The organism is Lacinutrix sp. (genome assembly GCF_029238095.1).
In the GTDB taxonomy this organism is placed as follows: domain Bacteria; phylum Bacteroidota; class Bacteroidia; order Flavobacteriales; family Flavobacteriaceae; genus Lacinutrix.
In genome coordinates, this window is the sequence record NZ_JAQWGS010000007.1 from 18,414 (window position 1) to 36,901 (window position 18,488).

19 protein-coding genes are annotated in these 18,488 nt (G+C 32.5%); 8 read left to right on the forward strand and 11 right to left on the reverse strand.

Features of this window, described 5'->3' with window-relative positions:
- From trpA to P8H50_RS02025, 4 genes are all read left to right on the forward strand, one after another.
- Window positions 1-765: a tryptophan synthase subunit alpha gene (gene trpA / locus P8H50_RS02010; protein ID WP_300205079.1), complete on the forward strand. Its 765-nt coding sequence runs from the start codon at window positions 1-3 to the stop codon at window positions 763-765.
- A 94-nt stretch (window positions 766-859) separates the two neighbouring features.
- On the forward strand, window positions 860-1,009 hold the full coding sequence (locus P8H50_RS02015) for a hypothetical protein (protein WP_300205081.1): 150 nt from the start codon (window positions 860-862) through the stop codon (window positions 1,007-1,009).
- 60 nt (window positions 1,010-1,069) lie between these two features.
- On the forward strand, window positions 1,070-1,294 hold the full coding sequence (locus P8H50_RS02020) for a hypothetical protein (RefSeq protein ID WP_300205083.1): 225 nt from the start codon (window positions 1,070-1,072) through the stop codon (window positions 1,292-1,294).
- On the forward strand, window positions 1,284-1,742 hold the full coding sequence (locus tag P8H50_RS02025) for a tRNA (cytidine(34)-2'-O)-methyltransferase (protein ID WP_300205085.1): 459 nt from the start codon (window positions 1,284-1,286) through the stop codon (window positions 1,740-1,742). Before P8H50_RS02020 ends, P8H50_RS02025 begins: the two co-directional genes overlap by 11 nt.
- 8 nt (window positions 1,743-1,750) lie before the next feature.
- Here the strand turns inward: P8H50_RS02025 and P8H50_RS02030 are convergent, their stop codons facing one another.
- The 3 genes from P8H50_RS02030 to P8H50_RS02040 are packed head-to-tail and all read right to left on the reverse strand — an operon-like array spanning window position 1,751 to window position 3,517.
- Entirely contained in the window at window positions 1,751-1,978 is a 228-nt protein-coding gene (locus P8H50_RS02030) for a VF530 family protein (protein ID WP_300205088.1), read from the reverse strand.
- On the reverse strand, window positions 1,978-2,193 hold the full coding sequence (locus P8H50_RS02035; protein WP_300205090.1) for a DUF6500 family protein: 216 nt from the start codon (window positions 2,191-2,193) through the stop codon (window positions 1,978-1,980). The genes P8H50_RS02030 and P8H50_RS02035 overlap by 1 nt, the downstream gene beginning before the upstream one ends.
- Window position 2,194: 1 nt before the next feature.
- Complete coding sequence (locus tag P8H50_RS02040; RefSeq protein WP_300205092.1) at window positions 2,195-3,517, reverse strand: DEAD/DEAH box helicase; 1,323 nt, start codon at window positions 3,515-3,517, stop codon at window positions 2,195-2,197.
- Between the two features lie 215 nt (window positions 3,518-3,732).
- Here P8H50_RS02040 and P8H50_RS02045 point away from each other — a divergent pair, with 215 nt between their 5' ends.
- Complete coding sequence (locus tag P8H50_RS02045) at window positions 3,733-3,864, forward strand: hypothetical protein (RefSeq protein ID WP_300205094.1); 132 nt, start codon at window positions 3,733-3,735, stop codon at window positions 3,862-3,864.
- Window positions 3,865-4,399: 535 nt separating this feature from the next.
- A complete protein-coding gene (locus P8H50_RS02050; RefSeq protein WP_366900944.1) occupies window positions 4,400-4,927 on the forward strand; it encodes a tail fiber protein in 528 nt (175 codons plus the stop codon).
- A 163-nt stretch (window positions 4,928-5,090) separates the two neighbouring features.
- Here P8H50_RS02050 and P8H50_RS02055 read toward each other — a convergent pair whose 3' ends face one another.
- From P8H50_RS02055 to porU, 8 genes are all read right to left on the reverse strand, one after another.
- A complete protein-coding gene (locus tag P8H50_RS02055) occupies window positions 5,091-5,774 on the reverse strand; it encodes an SDR family oxidoreductase (protein WP_300205097.1) in 684 nt (227 codons plus the stop codon).
- A gap of 1 nt (window position 5,775) precedes the next feature.
- Entirely contained in the window at window positions 5,776-6,777 is a 1,002-nt protein-coding gene (locus tag P8H50_RS02060) for a M20/M25/M40 family metallo-hydrolase (RefSeq protein ID WP_300205099.1), read from the reverse strand.
- Window positions 6,778-6,866: 89 nt separating this feature from the next.
- Window positions 6,867-7,607 carry a hypothetical protein gene (locus P8H50_RS02065; protein ID WP_300205101.1) on the reverse strand — a complete coding sequence of 247 codons (741 nt, stop codon included), beginning with the start codon at window positions 7,605-7,607 and terminating at the stop codon, window positions 6,867-6,869.
- A gap of 108 nt (window positions 7,608-7,715) precedes the next feature.
- Window positions 7,716-9,359: a pyruvate dehydrogenase complex dihydrolipoamide acetyltransferase gene (locus P8H50_RS02070; RefSeq protein WP_300205103.1), complete on the reverse strand. Its 1,644-nt coding sequence runs from the start codon at window positions 9,357-9,359 to the stop codon at window positions 7,716-7,718.
- Between the two features lie 3 nt (window positions 9,360-9,362).
- Complete coding sequence (gene pdhA, locus P8H50_RS02075; RefSeq protein WP_300205105.1) at window positions 9,363-10,364, reverse strand: pyruvate dehydrogenase (acetyl-transferring) E1 component subunit alpha; 1,002 nt, start codon at window positions 10,362-10,364, stop codon at window positions 9,363-9,365.
- A gap of 212 nt (window positions 10,365-10,576) precedes the next feature.
- Window positions 10,577-11,059, reverse strand: a complete 483-nt coding sequence (gene cdd, locus P8H50_RS02080; protein WP_300205107.1) for a cytidine deaminase — start codon at window positions 11,057-11,059, stop codon at window positions 10,577-10,579.
- 89 nt (window positions 11,060-11,148) lie between these two features.
- Window positions 11,149-12,408, reverse strand: a complete 1,260-nt coding sequence (gene porV / locus P8H50_RS02085; RefSeq protein WP_300205109.1) for a type IX secretion system outer membrane channel protein PorV — start codon at window positions 12,406-12,408, stop codon at window positions 11,149-11,151.
- A 119-nt stretch (window positions 12,409-12,527) separates the two neighbouring features.
- Window positions 12,528-15,962, reverse strand: coding sequence for a type IX secretion system sortase PorU (porU, locus tag P8H50_RS02090; RefSeq protein ID WP_300205111.1), 3,435 nt, complete (start codon window positions 15,960-15,962; stop codon window positions 12,528-12,530).
- A gap of 192 nt (window positions 15,963-16,154) precedes the next feature.
- On the opposite strand from porU, the gene gldJ reads away from it, so the two are divergent.
- Both gldJ and P8H50_RS02100 read left to right on the forward strand, forming a co-directional pair.
- On the forward strand, window positions 16,155-17,828 hold the full coding sequence (gldJ, locus tag P8H50_RS02095) for a gliding motility lipoprotein GldJ (RefSeq protein ID WP_300205113.1): 1,674 nt from the start codon (window positions 16,155-16,157) through the stop codon (window positions 17,826-17,828).
- Between the two features lie 67 nt (window positions 17,829-17,895).
- Window positions 17,896-18,488, forward strand: a 593-nt coding sequence (locus P8H50_RS02100; RefSeq protein WP_300205115.1) for a Mur ligase family protein, incomplete at its 3' end; no start/stop codon positions are given.

Here is an 18,488-nt window from a genome sequence, read left to right on the forward strand (position 1 = left end):
GTGAATAGAATAAACCAAAAACTCAAAGAAGATAAAAAGCTTTTAAGCATTTATTTTTCGGCAGGATATCCAAATTTAAACGACACTGTTTCAATAATTGAAAACCTTGAGAAAAATGGTGTAGATATGATAGAAATAGGATTGCCCTTTAGCGATCCATTAGCAGATGGACCAACAATACAAGCAAGTTCCACCGAAGCTCTAAAAAACGGAATGACAACCGAAGTTCTTTTTAATCAATTAAAAGACATTAGAAAAACAGTAACAATACCTTTAATTATCATGGGTTATTTTAACCCAATGTTACAATATGGAGTTGAAGCCTTTTGCGAAAAATGCCAACAAACAGGAATCGATGGTTTAATTATTCCTGATTTACCTGTAGATGTTTATAACGAGCGATACAAAGCCACTTTCGAGAAATACGGGTTAATAAATGTGTTTTTAATTACGCCTCAAACAAGCATTGAGCGTATTAATTTTATAGATTCTATTTCAAACGGATTTATATATATGGTTAGTAGTGCAAGCGTTACAGGAAGCAGTTCTGGTTTTGGTGATGAACAAACAAATTATTTTAAACGCATTAAGAACATGAAATTAAAAAATCCTCAAATTGTTGGTTTTGGGATTAACAGTAATGAAACTTTTAATCAAGCTACTTTGTCTGCAAAAGGAGCAATTATTGGAAGTGCATTTATCAAGCATTTATCAAAAAAAGGTGTCAATACAATACATGAATTTGTGTCTGGTATTTTAAGATAGTTTAACAAACTGATTAGTATATTTAACGATGTCTTGTGATAGATTTTCTCATATTTTTATACTTTAAGTAAGAATCAAAAAAACAATTTAAACTATGGGAATGATTAAAGATAGAAAGAAATTTAAAACGACAGTAAAACAAACAAATCCTACTAATCCAAGGGCAAACACAAAAATGGAAACGAATGATTTTGATATAGATAAATCGACTATTAAAAAACAACAAAATAAAACCAACAGCTAATTTAATTTTAGATTAGATATTAAATGCCTATTCAGTATATTTGAATAGGCATTTTTTTTTATGAAACTATTTAACGATTACAGACTTATTATTCTATTGTGTTTAACCTTAGGCTTAGCTCCTTTTTTTCCAGAACCTCATCTTTGGGGAAAACTTAAATGGATTATTGGAGGAGCAAATGGCATGCAACTTCAAGATTTGTTTGATGTTTTAATGCATGGTTTTCCTTGGATACTTTTAATTAGACTTATCATTTTAAAATTAACTTCAAAAGATGCCACTTAACATTGTTTTAATAGAGCCCGAAATACCAAACAATACCGGAAATATAGGTAGATTAGCTTTAGCTTCAGGCTCTAATTTACATTTAGTTAAACCATTTGGTTTTGAAATTACAGATGCTAGATTAAAACGAGCAGGTTTAGATTATTGGCAACACTTGAACTTACATTATTACGAAAGTATCGAAGAATTCTTCAGAAAAAATGAAGATAAAAAAATGGTGTTTCTGTCTAGTCATGGTAAAAAAAAACATTGGGATATTGCATTTGAAGACGATTTGTTTTTAGTCTTCGGAAAAGAATCTGAAGGCCTGCCAAAAACGATAACAGAAAAATACACTGATAAACTCTTTAAAATTCCATTGTATAGTGAGCATGTTAGAAGCTTAAACTTAGCAAATGCTGTAAGTATTATAGTTTATGAGGGTTTAAGGCAGTTAGACTTACAATAACTATTCTATCAACGTTTGTTTTTCTTTAAATACTCTAAATACATAATCTCAACCTTAGTGCGAGCCCAAGGCATACGACGTAAAAACTTTAAACTTGATTTCACAGACGGATTATCTGTAAAGCATTTAATCTTAATATTGTAAGCCATATATTCCCAACCATAATGTGCTTGTAAATCGGTTATGATTTTTTCAAGCTTTATACCATGGAGTGGATTATTTGGTTGTGATTCCATTATAGCCTTTTAATCATGTTTTTAATCTTCACTGCTTTCTCAAAGTGATCCAATTGGTGTGTTTCAATCCACCAAGTAGCAGCTTCCATTAATAACTTAGGATTATCATTTTCATTTTTAAAAAAAGCATAAAAGGAAAGACCAACGGTATTTCCTTTTTGTGCAATTTTAGTATTACACACTTCTATTATTTTATCTTTTAATACTTGAGTCATTTTAACTTCTAGAAGTATTCGAGCGTCTATCACTACTTGAACCTCTGCTCTTGTTCTTGTTACGATTTCTTCCACCATTTCCAGAAGACGCATTTCCTTTAGATCTATCTCCAGAACCTTTTCCAGAACTTTTAGCTTTATTTCTAGGTTGTCTATTCTGACCTGGTTTTATTGGTGTAGTTGACGCATTTGGATCAGGCTCAAAACCTTCCATAATTTCAACTGGTAGTTTTTCGCCTATAAGTTTTTGTATGTCTCTTAAAAAAGTAGTTTCATCTGCACTTACTAAAGAGATGGCTTCTCCTTTTGCACCTGCTCTTCCTGTTCTACCAATTCTATGTACATAATCTTCAGATATATTTGGAATCTCAAAATTAATAACGTGCGGTAATAATGGAATATCTAATCCTCGTGCTGCAATGTCAGTAGCAACCATTACGCGAACAGCTCCATCTTTAAAACCTTTTAAAGCTTTAGTTCTCGCGCCTTGACTTTTATTACCATGAATAGCTGCTGCTGTAATACCAGATCCTATCAACTTTTTAGTTAGGTTGTTGGCACCATGTTTTGTTCGTGTAAAAACAAGAACCTGTTTCCAGTTCCCTTCAGAAATAAGCTTAATTATTAAACCTGTTTTATGGGCTTTAGCTACACGGTATACTTTTTGTGAAATAGCTTCAACAGCAGTGTTTTCTGGAGTTGCCTCTACTTGCACTGGATTACTTAGAATAGTAAACGCTAGTTTTTTAATGTCTTTTGAAAATGTTGCCGAGAACATTAAGTTTTGTCTTTTGTCTGGAATTAATTTCATAACACGTTCTATATCGCGTAAAAAACCCATATCTAACATTCTGTCTGCTTCGTCTAAAACAAATATCTCTACACGTTTAAGTGACAATAATCCTTGATTGTTTAAATCCAATAAACGTCCTGGAGTTGCTACTAAAATATCTACACCATTTTTAATGTGTGCAACTTGTGGTTTTTGGTTTACACCACCAAAAATAACAGCACTACGCAAATTTAAAAACTCGCTATATTCTTTAACATTAGCATACACTTGTGCTGCTAATTCTCTTGTTGGTGTTAAAACCAAAGCACGAATAGGTCTAAATTTTTCTTTTGGGTTCTCGCTTAATATGTGTAGCATTGGCAAGGTGAAACCTGCTGTTTTTCCGGTTCCTGTTTGTGCAGATGCCAGAACATCGTAACCATCTAAAATAGGTGGAATTGCTTTTGCTTGTATAGGTGAAGGTGTATCGTATCCTTTTTTACTAATCGCTTTAAGTATAGGCTCAGAAAGGCCCAATAATTTGAATGACATAAATAAATTTTATGAGATAAACTCTAATTTATTTAGACTATCCCTTTTTAATATGCACCAAAGGTAGTGCTATTTTATACTTTAATTAGTGTGTTTGCCAAATGTTTGTGTTTTGAAGGTTAGGGTTTATGGAAAAAATAGACGATATTAGAGTTTAAGTAAACTGCTGTTATAAAACAATTTCACATTATCTAACACATTCACAACTATTTAAAATGAAAAAAATACTATTTGTATTTATAATTTTAACAACCTCTACTAGTCTTAGTCAAGACATTAGATTAGTAAATTTTGAATCTTCTAGTTGTACTGAAGAACAAGGAATTGGAAATAGTAACTTTCTATAAAAGAAGATAAGAACACTTTAATAATAAAAATTACTGCAGAATTAAATTGTTGTGCTAGTGTTTTTGCATCTGTAGATTTTAAAAAAAGGTTTTTGAGAAAGAATATTCTTAACTTAAGGTATGAAAATTATTCAGAGGAATACTGTAACTGTATTTGTTATTTTGAATATGAATATACTATTGAAGGGCTTAAAAAAAACAACTATCTAATCTATATTAATAATAAAGAAATTGAAAAGTAACTACACCTTTTTAAACAGAGGTTCATGAATAATATAGCCTGTTTATGGTTTTATATTTACTAAAAAATAATGTATATTTAAAGATAATTTAGGTGATATGCTGAAAAACCATAAAATAGAGTAAGCACTAAACTAACCAAAACCAATATAAAATGAAAAATTGAAAGTTTATTAAATCGTCACTTTTTGCTGTAATCGCTATTGTTCTTGTAAGTGCATTCCTTATTTCCTCTACAACAGTAGAAGAATCGAATAGCAAGGTAATCGATAAGTTATCTGCGGAGTTAGATAATATGAAACAAGAAATAACAAAATTAAAAACAAACGAAACCGATAACATGGTATCAATGGATCCTTTCATAGGAGAAGTTACCTTATTTGCAGGAAATTTTGCACCACGTGGATGGGCACTTTGCAACGGTCAATTACTAGCCATATCACAAAATACAGCATTATTTTCTATACTAGGAACTACTTATGGTGGAGATGGTAGAACTACTTTTGCTTTACCAGATTTAAGAGGTAGGAGTATTGTTGGTGCTGGTAGAGGTCCTGGTTTATCAGATATTAGACTGGGACAAAAAGGTGGTCAAGAATATGTAACTTTAACGACTATGAATTTACCTAGTCATACTCATAGTGCTTTATCACAAATACCTGGTTTTCAGGTAGACTCAGAGACTGAAGGAGAGGAATTCACAAAAGGTAACAACTCATTTCTTTCTGTTGGTAACTCATCTAATACTACACTTAATAGCGCTAAAATACAAATTAACAATACAGAGGTCAACAGTCGTTTTATAATAGAAATCCTTTTTTAAGCATGAATTACATAATAGCACTACAAGGTATATTTCCATCACGAAGTTAATATTTATACTTTTTAATAAATATATTAAAAAAGGGAGTTTGATGCTTAATTCAAACTCCCTTTTAATTTTGGTGAATACTCAAAAATCTATTAAATAGTTATGATTAAAAAAACTAAGGTGTAGAATTAGAAACCTGCAACAACTTCCCATTATAATACTTATTTCCATTTAAAGAAAAATCTGCAATGTATTGCGCCATTTCTAGTGCAGTAGTTGGTGCTTGATAACCAGGAAATGCTTCTTCTAGCATTTCTGTTTGTACAGCTCCTAAAGCTAGTACATTAAAACTTGGTCCTGTTTCTTTATATTCTTCGGCTAAGAGCTCTGTAAGCGTTACAACAGCACCTTTACTTGAACTGTAAGCAGACAAGCCTGGAAACTTAACACTGCCTTGCACACCACCCATTGAGCTAATGGTAACAACGTGACTATTTTTTTTCATGAAAGGTAATACACAACGCGTCATTTCTGCAACACCAAAAACGTTGGTTTTATAAACGTATTCAAAATCGTCTGATGTGGTTTCGGAAAATGGCTTATTTAATAAGGTTCCAGCATTATTAATTAAAACATCTACTTGCCTCCACTCTTTAGCAACGTAGTCTTCTACTTTTTTATAGTCTGCTTTTTTTCCTAAATCAAAAGCAAAAGACTCTATGTTATCAAAATTTAGATTACTTACCTTTTGCTCGTTCCTTGATAGAGCTAATACATTGTGACCTTGGTTAGCAAATAAATGTACCAACTCAAAACCTATACCTCTACTTGTTCCTGTTATTATAATATTTTTTATCATTTTATTGGTCATTCATTTTAATATCTTGAGTAGGTGCATTTGCCATTTGCTCTAAAACTGGCGCTAATTTATTTAGTAGTCTTGCCATGAATGTATAGTCTAACTTATCGACCTCATCGTCTACATGGTGGTAAAAATCGAAGTTGGTTAAATCGCAAGACGACACTGTGTGACAAGGTGTACCAAATGCTTGGTAAAATGCATAATTATCTGAACGTTTAAACAAATTGTATTTCTTTGCCACATCTGAAGCTCCAATTAGGTTTTCGCCTGCATAGTTATTCATTACCTCTGCTAAATTTGATAATTCATGACCTGTAATAAAGGCTTCGTAATCTCTTCCTACAAAAGGAACACCAATCATTTCAAGATTAATCATGGTGTATAGGTTTATGTTCTTTTCTTTTAGTTTATCAGCTAAATGCTTTGAGCCTAATAATCCTTTTTCCTCAGCAGTAAAAGTTGCAAAAATAATACTTCTTTTATTAGATTTTTTTTCAGAAAAATACTTTGCTAAAGATAATACACCACTTGTTCCAGCAGCATTGTCGTTTGCTCCATTTGCAATAGTATCTCCATTTACATCTTTTGCTGTTCCAATATGGTCGTAATGTGCACCAATAAGTATAAACTCGTCTTTTAATTTAGAGTCTGTACCTTCTAAGTAGCCAACTACATTGTAAGCATCCAATTCTGCAATTTTAAAATTATCACGATAAGTTTCGAAGTATGGTTTTAAGCCGTTTGCTTTAAACTGTGTTTCTATATAATTTGCAGCTTCGTTTATACCTTCACTTCCTGTATCTCTTCCTTTTAAATCATCGGATGCTAAAAAAGACACCATCCCTTTTAGCTCTTCTGGACTCACAAAATCTAAGGTATTAACATGAGACTTTGTTTCTATATTAGACGAAGTTGATGTAGAGGTTTCTGTAATTGCTTTCTTTGTAGAGTCGCAAGCTATAAATAAGGTTAAAAAACCAAGTATTGTTAGTGTTTTCATTTACTTTGTCTGTTTGGGTTTAAAGATAAAAAAAACCTGAATCAAATTCTTGAATCAGGCTTATAATATGATTTAAAATAGTTTAAAATTTATTTCATTTTTTTATTTGCCTTTTTTGCAAGACGCGCTACTTTTTTATTTAGGTCTTTCATTAATTGGTCTACAGCACTTTCGCACATTGGTTGTATTTTACTTGTACTCATCACTGGAAATCCACCTACCATAACAGCTTTCTTTTTAGAACCTGCTACTTCGCGAAATTGAAAAATACTATTGTTGTCTTTTGTAAATAAATCCATACTATATCTAGCTTGAACACTTACATAACCCATACTACCAATCCCTGTTTTAACAAACCCAAATGATAAATTAACAAACATAATACCATCTACTCCTAAAGCTTCGGCTACTTCTTTTAAATCTTTTACGTTCTTTCGGAAACTTGGTATTACATTATAACCTTCAATAGAAGTTGTTGTTTCTACATTAGTTAAAAACGTATTCCCTTCTTGGTAGGTTGGTACAAATGTCTTGTAAGTTTCATTAGACAATACTTCTGCTTCATCGATAATTTCGAAATCAAAATTCTTAGTGTATTCTGCAAAAAAGGCTTGATGTAACTTTTTTAATGGCTCTGTTAAATTAAAATCAGGATCATCACTTAGTTTAGTGTTTTTTGCAATTAAATCTGCCGAAGCACTTAGTGCTGATAAATCTATTGTTTTATCTGCATAAAAAGTTATTACAGCTACTTTCTTTTTTTGAGCATTGCTTACTAACATTGATAATGTAAGAAAAGACATTATTACTAGTGATTTAATATTTTTCATTTTGTAGTTTTTATTTAAGTTAAAATATAAAAAAACCTACTTCATTTCAATGAAATAGGTTTTTCATTATTGTGGATTCCTAACTGCGCTGGAACAACAGTTAAATATTTATACAAGCATTGTTACAGGATTTTCAATATAACCTTTTAATGTTTGTAAAAACTGTGCTCCGGTAGCTCCATCTACTGTTCTGTGATCGCAAGCTAAAGTTAATTTCATAGTGTTTCCAGCAACTACTTGTCCGTTTTTAACTACAGGCTTTTCTATAATTGCACCAACAGATAATATTGCTGAATTTGGCTGATTAATAATTGAAGTAAAGCTTTCAATACCAAACATTCCTAAATTAGAAATAGTAAAGGTACTCCCTTCCATTTCGTCTAAAGATAGTTTTTTATTTCTTGCTTTTCCTGCATATTCTCTTACTGCTGCACCAATTTGCGGTAAACTTTGCTCGTTAGCAAATTTAACAACTGGCACTAATAATCCGTCTGGTACAGCTACAGCAACACCAATATGTACATGATTGTTTAATTGCATTCTATCGTCAAACCACTGAGAGTTGACTTGTGGATGCTCGCGTAATGCCAAAGCACAAGCTTTTATAATCATATCGTTATAAGATATTTTTACATCTGGAATAGAATTGTATTGCGCTCTAAATGCTATTGCATTTTCCATATCAAACTCCACATTTAAATAATAATGTGGTGCAGTAAATTTCGATTTTGCTAAATTCTTGGCTATCGCTTTGCGCATATTAGAGTTTGGTACTTCGTCATAATCTTCTTGACCTGTTGGCACAAACTTGGCAGTTGAAACTGTTGCAGTTGTAAATGGTATGAAGTTTTCAATATCTCGTTTTACAATTCGTCCGTTTTCACCAGAACCTTTTACTTGATTTAGTTGGATGCCTTTTTCCTCTGCCATTTTCTTAGCAAGAGGTGAAACAAAAAGTCTTCCAGAAGAATTTGAAGTTGAATCTGAATTTGAAACAGAAGTTTGAGCTTGTTGCTTTGGTGCTTCTGGTTTTGTTTCTACTTTTGGAGTATCTAGTTTTGGCGCTACTTCTTTTTTAGTTGAAGCACCTTCCATTTTAAAGTTTTTTGCAATACTTGAAACATCTGTTCCAGCTGGTCCAATAATTGCTAGGAGTGAATCTACTTTAGCAGAATCTCCTTCTTCTAACCCTACATATAATAAGGTTCCAGATTGAAAAGATTCGAATTCCATAGTGGCTTTATCTGTTTCAATTTCGGCCAAAATATCGCCTTCTTCAACAGTATCACCAGTTTTCTTTAACCATGTTGCCACAGTACCTTCTACCATAGTATCACTTAAACGTGGCATAGTAACAACTATAACACCTTCAGGTAATTCTTCTGAATTACTTGATAAGACTTCTTCTGTACTTGATGAAACAGGAGCTTCTTGTGTAGTGGCTTCAATTTTTTCTTCTTTTGCTTCTTTTGTTTGAGAAGTATTTCCGTTTAACAAACCACTTATATCTTCACCTTCATCTCCAATAATAGCTAAAAGCGTATCTACTTTTGCTGTTTCTCCTTCTTGAATTCCAATATGGAGTAGAGTCCCTTCGTTAAAAGACTCGAATTCCATTGTTGCTTTGTCGGTTTCAATTTCGGCCAAAATATCGCCTTCCTCTACTTTATCGCCAACTTTTTTAAGCCAACTTGCTACAGTGCCTTCTTCCATAGTGTCGCTTAAACGCGGCATATTTATTACTTCTGCCATAGCTTATTTTATTTTATGCTCGATAAATGGATAATCTTCTTGCTCGTAAACGGCATCGTACATGACGTTTTTCTCAGGATATGGAGAGTCTTCTGCAAATTTCTCACACTCAGCAACTAATGCCTTAACACGTTTATCTATTACTTTAATATCCTCTTCGCTAGCATAGTTCTCTTTTAAAATAATATCTTTTACTTGCTTAATTGGATCGATTTTCTTGTACTCTTCTACTTCGTCTTTTGTTCTGTAATGCTGCGCATCAGACATTGAGTGACCTCTATAACGATATGTCTTTACTTCTAAAAATGTTGGTCCTCCTCCTGTTCTTGCTCTTGTAATAGCCTCATCGAAAGCTTCGGCTACTTTAATGGGATTCATTCCATCTACAGGTCCTGAAGGCATTTCGTAACCTCTACCTAATTTCCAAATATCTGTGTGATTAGCTGTACGTTCTACGCTTGTTCCCATAGCATAGCCATTGTTTTCACACACGAATACAACAGGCAAATTCCAAAGCATTGCTAAGTTAAATGTTTCATGTAACGAACCTTGTCTGGCTGCACCATCTCCAAAACAACAAATAGTTACAGCATCTTTATCGTGGTACTTGTCTCCAAAAGCAATTCCTGCTCCCAATGGAATTTGACCTCCTACAATACCATGTCCACCGTAAAAACGGTGTTCTTTTGAAAAAATATGCATAGAACCACCTAAACCTTGTGAAGTTCCTGTTGCTTTTCCATAAAGTTCTGCCATAACGCGCTTAGGATCTACTCCCATACCTATAGGCTGTACGTGATTACGATAGGCAGTAATCATTTTATCTTTAGTTAAATCCATTGCATGTAAAGCTCCTGCTAAAACAGCTTCTTGACCATTGTAAAGGTGAAGAAATCCTCTAACTTTTTGTTGAATATAAACTGCAGCAAGTTTGTCTTCAAACTTTCTCCAGAATAACATATCCTCGTACCACTTAAGGTAAACTTCTTTGGTTATTTTTTGCATTTTGGTGTTTATTGTTCAGTAAATTAAAACCATTTAAATATTAAGATGCCAATTTATAATTGACTCTATTTTGCGCAATACGTAATGAATTGATTAGAAAAACTAATGTCTTTAAAAACATTGCAATAACAAAAGTAACACTTTGAATTGGTATTGCAAAAGTGAAAATTGACTATTATAACACCAATTTTCACTTTTATTTTACGAAAACGTTATAGATTTGATGAATCGAAACCAAATGGCAGTAAATTTGCCAATGAATTAGACTTCATTACATGGCCTATTTCACCCATAAAATAAATTTCTATGGCTTTGTCCTGTTTGGACTCGTACTCTGCAATAGATTGTCTGCAAGCTCCACATGGTGGTATTGGCTTATTGGTTTTTTGATTTTGAGAAGCTGCAGTTATTGCCATTTTTAAGATTGTTGCTTTTGGGTATTTGGCACCTGCATAAAAAATAGCTGTGCGCTCTGCACATAAACCAGAAGGATAAGAAGCATTTTCCTGATTACTTCCAGAAATTATTTCTCCATTATCTAGTAATAAAGCTGCTCCAACATGAAATTTAGAGTATGGTGCGTAAGCATTTTTTCTAGCTTCTATAGCTAGTTGCATTAGGTTTTGAATCTCCTCAGGTGTATCTTCTATATTATCAAAAACATACAATTTTGATTCTATTTTTACTTCTTTCATAAGTATTGAATAATGTAACACAAACTAATTTAGACAAAAAAACTATTGCTTTGGGCAATAGTTTTTGTTTTGATGTTTTTAAAGTAGCATTAAAACTCTGTATATTCTCCTTCTCCTAGATTAAACGTTAAAGAAAAACGTAATGTACTCTCTAATGGGCTCTGTACTTTTGATGCCGAAAATAAGTAAGATAAATCTACATTAATAACATTATATTTAAAACCTGCACCTAATGCAAAGAACTTACGTGCGCCTTTTGTTTCGTGTTCGTTAAAATAACCTGCTCTAAATGCAAAAGAGTCTTGATATAAGTATTCTAAACCTACAGCATATGTGAATTCCTGTAATTCTTCTTTTCCTCCTCCTGGTGCATCACCAAAGGATTGAAAAATCCCTGAAACGAAATCTACATCTTGACTTTGTCCTTCTATGATATAGTTTTCTTCTGTACTAATAAATTCATCATCAGTAGTGGTTGGATCGTTATCTGGAAGGTCGTATTGCCCATTCCCATTATTATCTATATATTCTGTTCTTGTCCCTCGAACTGGAGGAGTTGGCACTAAAAGTTTTGTAAACTCTGCTGTTACACCTAACTTATTGTATTGGTCGAAAATAAAATCGAAACCACCTCCTAAACGTAAGTTGGTAGGCTGAAAATTATCTTGTCCTCCTTCATCGTACTTAAATTTAGGCCCTAAGTTTTGTAGCGCAAAACCACCTCTCCATCGACCATTAAAGTCGTTATAGGCTTGTTCTTCACTTTGATAATATCCTGAAATATCCACACCAAAAGTGCTTGCTGGACTAATATCGTTTCCACCAGTATTTAACTTTAAATCTGAACGTAAATAGCGCATAGTTACTCCCATTCCAAATTGATCACTTAATCGAAGTGAGTATGACAAATCTAATGCAAATTCATTTGGCTTTTGAACTAAAGGTGTAGAAAATTCATCTTCAACAAATTCAATTTCTCCTAAACTGAAATAAGTAAAACTTGCACCAAAAGCACTTTGCTCATTAATTCTATTAAAATAAGTAAGATGACCAATACCTATATCATTTACAAGCCTGCTTAAATAAGGTGTATAACTTAATGAGACACCCGATTTTGTTGTTGAAAAAACATATTTAGAAGCATTCCATTTTTGAGAAAAAGCATCTGGTGATGTTGCAACTCCCATATCTCCCATTGCTGCGGCTCTGGCGTCTGGAGCAATTAAAAGAAACGGCATTCCTGTTGTTATGACTCTCGAGTCTTGATATGGTTCAATTTGAAATGAACTTTGAGCATTGCTTTTAAAAGCAAAAACAACTAATATTAGTATTAAAATATTACTTTTCATATGTGTTTATTATTTTTAACGGTTACGTGCTTTTTGGTATTAATCTATTTAATAATAGTTTAAAACTTTAACTAAGCTCGTTTGGTGTATCCATTTTATTTGACAAATATAATTCTTTATTATAGTATAACAAGTTTCTCGATTTTTTCTACAGTTTTATTTGTAACACTAGAATGTACTTTTAGTTTATATATATAGGTTCCTTTTCCTATTTTATCTCCAAAATCGTCTCTTCCATCCCAAATAATATCTCTAGATGTTGAGCTATTGGTATTTGAACATGTGTTACAAGCTGAACCAGAACCAACGGCTTGACCATTTAAAGTTCTTACTAATTTTCCTGAAACAGTAAAAATCTGCACAGAGACATCTAGTATTTCTGAACTATTATGGGTAAACCAAAACTCTGTATAATTTACAAATGGATTTGGATAATTTAAAACATTATCTAAGGTTATGCTATTATCACTAACAACCACAAAATTTAACATTGCCTCTGAAGAGTTATTGTAAGTATCCCATGCCTTAAGTTTGAGGGTATGGGGGCCTATAGATAAATCTCGTAGTCGATATACTACCTTACCTCGAGTAAAGTCATCTAATTCGGTTTGATAAAAGTCATTTAGAATTATTGGATTAGACTCATCTCCATCTAAAATTCCAACAATATCATGATCTACCGCAGTAACAGAGGTGTTAATTCCACTTAAGTCAAATAATTTTGCAATTAAATTTGGTGATGCATTTGTATTCGCACCATCCAAGAAAGACTCATCATTCATAAATAATTGAATTTCAGGACCAAGAGAATCTTCAGGAGCATTCTCATTAATACCCCCTACAATCACATCGGTATTATAACCTGCTTTATCAAGTATTTCATTAGTAGCATAAAAACTTAGCTTCCCTTTTCCGTAAGAAATTTTCACATCTCTTGGCACAATAAATTCGAAGTTGAAATTTCCATTTTCTACAGTTGCCAAACCTCTAAATAATTTACTTTCTTGAGAATCAAAAATTTCTACATTCCCATAATTATCATTATCTAATGTTGATTTATCAATTGGTTTGTCATAAACGGTTGTAGATAAACTTCCGTTAAAATCGGTTAATACAGCATTGAGATTATCAGTAACAACTCCCTCAAAACTAACTTTAGACAAAGCCTTTAGCGTATCTATTGATTGGCTGATGTCTTCACCATTCATTTTTTTAATTATAATATTTGGTTTAGGAATTGCTAATTTTTTTACAGGATCACCAAAATAATAAATGAAAAACTTTTGAGTTTGGGTATAATTATTTTTTGTTTTAACTAAGGATTCTGAAATGGTTAAGTCTTCATCATTAAATTCTAATAAAGTAGCAATTAATCTTTTATTAAATGCTTGACCAACACTAATAAAAACTAGTCTAGTAGTTGAGATCATGGAAGTCGCTCCACCTGTTGAATTCCAAAAAATATTTTCTCCAGCTGAAATTCTTATCGGGTTATCAAATCTTGAAAACTCACATGTGATGGTTATAAAAAGTGGTAATGTGTTTTCATTTTTGAACCCTTTAATTTGTGGGATATCTAAAAATCGTTCTGCTGCAAAACCATCTTCACCACCATGACCAAAGTAATCAAAAACTAGTGTACCTGATTCTATGGCTCTAGTAATTGCCTCCTTAACATCTGGATAGCGTTCACCTCCTGAAGAATTTTGTTGTACATAGGCATCTGCATAAATTTTATTGATATTAAAAATTGGTTTATTGGCTTTAATATCATCAGCAATGGTCTCCACTCCTGTTTGAATATTAGCGTCAGTTGGAGCATCAATATCATCGGCCACTAAGGTGATTGTATTTCTCCAATCTCCAAAAGAATCAACATTATAATCTCTTAAAATTTTATCAACTACATCTTTGGCTTGTTGCTGAGTAGAAACCGGAATTCTTCCCGTTGCAATTTCCATAGTGTGTGCTCCAGACATTGTTCCCTCAAATTCTTCAAGCATCCCAAAAAAATCATCTGTAACATATGAACCCGCTAAATCATAACTAATAGTTGCCAAATACACTGGTACAATATTATTGTTCCCAATAATTCTATCTTTATAATCATAGGATGCATCTCCGAAAAAACAAACATATTTCAATTGATCATCAGGTGTTGAATTTAATTCATAAACATGTTTGATAAAATCTCTAATTCCTGTAATATCTCTACTGCCGGAGGAAAATTCATTATAAATCTCATCTAAATTGACAACTTTTGCTGTTAATCCAGAGTTTTCTATGTGATAGTCTGCAATTCTCTGAGCTTGTTCTTCAAATTCATTAGTGGTAATTAGTAGGTAGTTGATATCTTGTATTGCATGTACATTTTGATTTTTAATTTTTGCGTTGGAAAGGATTTCTGGGGTGTAATAATCATCTTGATGCAGTACAATATATTCTTGCAACACTCCAGAATTTGCATTAAAAGTAAAACTTCCAGTAGCTGATTCGTTAATTATATTGGTTGCATTAATTGGATCAGTTACATTCCAGATTTGAGATATATTTTGTGAATTCTGAACCTGATATTCAACTACACCAGTTGTATTAGTGGCCTCAAAACTTCGAAAAGAAAACTGGAAATCATCTACTATCAACTGTTTTATTCCTGAAACTTCAATATAATCTAGATAAGCTCTAGCCGATGGATTGCCCCCGTTATTGTAATTTAAATTAAAATCAAGAGTAGGCGTTGAAATTGAGCGATTAGCGCTTTGCGATCTATCAGATGCTCGATTACCAGAACCTGAACTTTCACTTGCACTAAAATTTAAATTTAAAAGATCTTGAGTGTTTACCTTAACTTGCATTGAAGAAGTTAATTCAGATACAGCCACTGCTCTAACTTTTATATTTACAGGCTCAGTTATAACTATATTTGGGAATGGTATTTCAAGTGATAACTCATTATCTACAGTAAAATCTTCTCCAAGCCATTTTTTACCAACTGCAAAAAGATTAGTAGTTTCTTTTTCATAAAAAACATAATCATTAAATGTAGTAATTTGAGTACTAGCAGAACCCACAACAGGAAAAGAACTTTGTATTCTCTTTCCATCATCTTCATTGATGGTCATAAAATAATAAGATTTGTCTGAGTATATATTTTGTATATGATTAACCGTTCCTTGAGCGGGATTTACCTCCCAGCTGTGGGGTCCTTTGGCATAGAATAGAATGTAATCATTAGCATCAAAAGAATTATCTTCTTCACCCTCAATGAAAATAGCATTCTCTTGCAAATCATCATACCTAAAATCTGCATTTAATTCTGGGAGTAATTGACCTCCATTACCATAAATATGGATTTTTTTAGGATTTAGGTTATTTGTTGAAATTCCTAGCTGTTGTAAAAAAGCTCTGTCTATTTTAAAAACCCCCGTAGTATCTACAGCAAACTTATACCAGTTTCCATCGGCCAATACTGAGTTTGTGACTTGACCGTGGCTTGCAACAGACAAAAGAACAAATAAAATAGGTGCTAAAATATGTTTTTTCAATGCAATCATTCTTCAAAGAACGCAAATAATTTGGATATATTTTGTGTTAAAAATTGTTAAATCATAATATAAGAAAAAGTGTTGCGTTATCTTTATAACGTGACAATTTACAACCATATAAATATACAAATATCTTGTATGAAAATAATTTTATTGTAAATTGCCAAAAAAAAATTAGAATCCTAATATTTGATATTATATATGAAGAACTATTCTAGAATAACCCTTCTTTTGCTCAGTACTATTTTACTATACAATTGTAATTCAACCAATAAAAGTAAATCTTCGTTAACGGGTTGGAATTTTAACGATCCTAAATTTGGGAGTTATATCAAAGGAACCTCATTTCAAGGTCAGAAAACACCTGATGGAATGGTTGGAATTGAAGGTGGTACATTTGTTATGGGGCAAGTACAAGACGATGTAATGTTCGATTGGAATACTACACCTCAAAAAATGCACGTACGCTCATTTTATTTGGATGAAACAGAAGTAACGAACTCAGAATACTTATTATACCTTCAGGTAACTAAAGATGTATTTCCTCCAGAAGAAGAAAAATATAAAAATATTTACGCATCAGCACTGCCTGATACTCTTGTTTGGAGAAGTAGTTTAGGAAACACTGAACTTTTATCTGAAAGCTACCTTAGACATCCTGCATATTCTGATTATCCAGTAGTTGGAGTAAGTTGGTTGCAAGCTGTTCAATACTGTAAGTGGAGAACAAGTGCTGTAAATCTTAAAAATTTAATAGATAAAGGAGTTTTATCTAATGTGTTAGGGAATGATACGATACGTAACTTTTTTGATACCGACTTATATTTAGAAAACCCTTATAAATTATTTGATGGTGATTCTACGGTATACAAGAGAGGCTTACCAGATAATAAATTAAGAAAGAAAGGAGCGCCTAGACCAGAAAAAGGAGCATTCACCGGGAGACAAGTAACTTCTATTGATGGAATTTTATCACAAAAATTTAGACTACCAACTGAGGTTGAATGGGAATATGCTGCTAAAGCAAATACTGAAAATAGAGAATACAATAACATTAGAGGTAGAAAGAAATTTGCTTGGGATGGAAAGGATACTAAAGAGAAATCAAACCGATACAAAGGAAGTCAGTTGGCAAACTTTAAACAAAGTAAAGGAAACTACAGTGGGTTATCTGGATGGTCTGAAGATGGATCAGATATACCTATCTCAGTAAGATCTTACCCACCAAATGGGTATGGGCTTTATGATATGTCTGGAAATGTTGCAGAATGGGTAGCTGATGTATATAGACCGATCATAGATAATGAAGCTAATGATTTCAATTTTTATAGAGGGAACAACTTCAGAAAAAAATTAATAGACTCAACCGGTCAAGTTGTAATTATTGGAGAATCTGACAAGGCCATGGTTTCTTATGATACATTACCTAATGGAAAAGTGGTAGTTTCTAACTTACCTGGTGAAATTAAATATGTACCTGTGACCATGAATGATGTTTTCATGAGAACAAACTACTCTGTTTCTGATAATACAGATAAGAATGATGGTGATAAATTATCTAATCGTTTATTTGACTTAGAAGATGATCAATTTACCAACAAATCTAGAATGTACAATTCGCCAATCAATGCAAAAAACGAAAATACAGGTAAACTTGATAAATACGATGTTAAAAAGAGAACTACCTTAATTAGTAACAAAACTAGAGTTCATAAAGGAGGTTCTTGGCAAGACAGAGAGTATTGGTTAGATCCAGCGCAAAGAAGATATTTACCAGAGTATATGTCTACAAATTACATCGGTTTTAGATGTGCAACAGACGTTATGGGAAATCTTAATAATGGTAAAAGAACTGCTAGAAACCCATCAAGATAAATTAACACAAAAAACTATAAATCCTCATTGAAATCTACTCAATGAGGATTTTTTTTTATATTTAAGCATGAATATTGAAGCCTTATATCAAATTTATTCAAGTAATTATCTTGTAACCACTGACACCAGAACAATTAAAAGAGGTGCTATTTTCTTTTCATTACAGGGTGATCATTTTAATGGAAATAAATTTGCAGCAACAGCCATTCAAAAAGGTGCTAAATATGCAGTAATAGATGATGCAAACTACCAAATTGAAGGAAAAACTATAGTAGTTGATAATGTATTAGAAACCCTTCAAGAATTAGCAAATCATCATCGTCATCAACTTAAGATTCCTATCATAGGTATTACGGGTAGCAATGGAAAAACGACAACTAAAGAACTCATTCATGCCGTTTTAGCTACTCAATTTAAAACTAAAGCAACAAAAGGAAATCTAAATAATCATATCGGAGTACCCTTAACACTTCTGTCATTTACCAATAAAACTGAAATTGGAATTGTAGAAATGGGTGCAAATCATCAAAAAGAAATTGAGTTTTTGTCCTCTATTTGTGAGCCTGATGTTGGTTATATTACAAATTTTGGAAAAGCACACCTTGAAGGCTTCGGGGGAATAGAGGGCGTGATTAAAGGAAAATCAGAATTGTACACCTA

Bases quoted from the DNA above. Each gene is read 5' to 3' on its own strand.
- P8H50_RS02050 (WP_366900944.1), top strand. From the start codon at position 4,400: ATGAAACAAGAAATAACAAAATTAAAAACAAACGAAACCGATAACATG.
- P8H50_RS02060 (WP_300205099.1), bottom strand. From the start codon at position 6,777: ATGAAAACACTAACAATACTTGGTTTTTTAACCTTATTTATAGCTTGC.
- porU (WP_300205111.1), bottom strand. From the start codon at position 15,962: ATGATTGCATTGAAAAAACATATTTTAGCACCTATTTTATTTGTTCTT.
- P8H50_RS02015 (WP_300205081.1), top strand. From the start codon at position 860: ATGGGAATGATTAAAGATAGAAAGAAATTTAAAACGACAGTAAAACAA.
- gldJ (WP_300205113.1), top strand. From the start codon at position 16,155: ATGAAGAACTATTCTAGAATAACCCTTCTTTTGCTCAGTACTATTTTA.
- P8H50_RS02055 (WP_300205097.1), bottom strand. From the start codon at position 5,774: ATGATAAAAAATATTATAATAACAGGAACAAGTAGAGGTATAGGTTTT.
- P8H50_RS02020 (WP_300205083.1), top strand. From the start codon at position 1,070: ATGAAACTATTTAACGATTACAGACTTATTATTCTATTGTGTTTAACC.
- pdhA (WP_300205105.1), bottom strand. From the start codon at position 10,364: ATGCAAAAAATAACCAAAGAAGTTTACCTTAAGTGGTACGAGGATATG.
- P8H50_RS02040 (WP_300205092.1), bottom strand. From the start codon at position 3,517: ATGTCATTCAAATTATTGGGCCTTTCTGAGCCTATACTTAAAGCGATT.
- P8H50_RS02025 (WP_300205085.1), top strand. From the start codon at position 1,284: ATGCCACTTAACATTGTTTTAATAGAGCCCGAAATACCAAACAATACC.
- P8H50_RS02045 (WP_300205094.1), top strand. From the start codon at position 3,733: ATGAAAAAAATACTATTTGTATTTATAATTTTAACAACCTCTACTAGT.
- P8H50_RS02070 (WP_300205103.1), bottom strand. From the start codon at position 9,359: ATGGCAGAAGTAATAAATATGCCGCGTTTAAGCGACACTATGGAAGAA.
- P8H50_RS02035 (WP_300205090.1), bottom strand. From the start codon at position 2,193: ATGACTCAAGTATTAAAAGATAAAATAATAGAAGTGTGTAATACTAAA.
- porV (WP_300205109.1), bottom strand. From the start codon at position 12,408: ATGAAAAGTAATATTTTAATACTAATATTAGTTGTTTTTGCTTTTAAA.
- P8H50_RS02030 (WP_300205088.1), bottom strand. From the start codon at position 1,978: ATGGAATCACAACCAAATAATCCACTCCATGGTATAAAGCTTGAAAAA.
- cdd (WP_300205107.1), bottom strand. From the start codon at position 11,059: ATGAAAGAAGTAAAAATAGAATCAAAATTGTATGTTTTTGATAATATA.
- P8H50_RS02065 (WP_300205101.1), bottom strand. From the start codon at position 7,607: ATGAAAAATATTAAATCACTAGTAATAATGTCTTTTCTTACATTATCA.